At 63.5% G+C, this 1546-nt stretch carries 1 protein-coding gene; it reads right to left on the reverse strand.

Annotated features, from left to right (window positions below):
* Positions 1–1546: DNA polymerase III subunit alpha (gene dnaE / locus EN879_RS35335; protein WP_127274688.1), on the reverse strand; the 1546-nt coding region annotated here is incomplete at both ends.

Raw genomic sequence — 1546 nt, forward strand, 5'->3', positions numbered from 1 at the left:
CTGGTAGACGATGACGCCTTGCGTCTCCTTCACCAGATGGTCGATCTTGGGATGGATCGAGGCCATCTCCTCCTCGCCATGCTTGCGGGCGTTGTAGGTCGGGATGTTTTCCATCGGGCCGGGTCGATACAGTGCGACCAGCGCGATGATGTCCTCGATGCAGTCGGGCCGCATGCCGATCAGCGCCTTGCGCATGCCGGCACTTTCCACCTGGAACACGCCGACCACTTCGCCGCGCGACAGCATGGCGTAGGTCTCGGGATCGTCGAGCGGGATGGTTGCCAGGTCGATCTCGATGCCGCGCCGGCGGATCAGCTTCACCGCCGTCTCCAGCACGGTCAGCGTCTTCAGGCCGAGGAAGTCGAACTTCACCAGTCCGGCCTGCTCGACATATTTCATGTTGAACTGGGTGACGGGCATGTCCGAGCGCGGATCGCGGTACATCGGCACCAGCTCCGAGAGCGGCCGGTCGCCGATGACGATGCCGGCGGCGTGCGTCGAGGCATGGCGGTAGAGGCCTTCCAGCTTCTGCGCCATGTCGAGCAGCGTCTGAACGATCGGCTCCCTCTCGGCCTCTTCGGCAAAGCGCGGCTCGTTGGCGATGGCGTCGGCGAGCTTGACCGGATTGGCCGGGTTCTGCGGCACCATCTTGGAGAGCTTGTCGACCTGGCCATAGGGCATTTGCAGGACGCGGCCGACGTCGCGCAGCACGGCGCGCGCCTGCAGCGTACCGAAGGTGATGATCTGGCCGACCTGGTCGCGGCCGTATTTCTGCTGGACGTAGCGGATGACCTCCTCGCGCCGATCCTGGCAGAAGTCGATGTCGAAGTCGGGCATCGACACGCGGTCGGGATTGAGGAAGCGCTCGAACAGCAGCGAGAAGCGCAGCGGATCAATGTCGGTGATGGTGGTCGAATAGGCGACCAGCGAGCCTGCGCCCGAACCGCGGCCAGGCCCGACCGGAATGCCTTGCGCCTTGGCCCATTTGATGAAGTCGGCAACGATCAGGAAGTAGCCGGGAAACTTCATCTTGGTGATGATGCCAAGCTCGAAGTTCAACCGCTCGCGGTATTGCTCGACCGTATAGCCCGCGGTCGGGCCATGCATGGCAAGGCGCGCGTCGAGCCCCTCATGGGCCTGGCGGGCCAGTTCGTCGGCTTCCGCCTGCACGGCGGCGTCATTGTCGGCGACATCGCCGCCGGTGAAGCGCGGCAGGATCGGATTGCGGTTCTTCGGGTAATAGGAGCAGCGCAGCGCGATCTCGACAGTGTTGTCGATCGCCTCCGGCAGGTCGGCAAAGAGCCTTGCCATATCGGCCTGGCTGCGCAGGAAATTGTCGGGCGACAGCCGGCGGCGGTTGTCGGCGGCAACGACCGATCCCTCGGCAATGGCAATCAGCGCGTCATGTGCGTCATAGTCGTCGCGAGAGGAAAAGAACGCCTCGTTGGTGGCGACCAGCGGCAGTTCATGGGCATAGGCCAGATCGATCGAGGATTTTTCGATCACGCGATCATAACCGGAAACCCGATCAAGCTCGACATAGAGC

This window comes from Mesorhizobium sp. M7A.F.Ca.AU.002.02.1.1 (genome assembly GCF_003998535.1).
Taxonomy (GTDB): Bacteria; Pseudomonadota; Alphaproteobacteria; order Rhizobiales; family Rhizobiaceae; genus Mesorhizobium; species Mesorhizobium ciceri.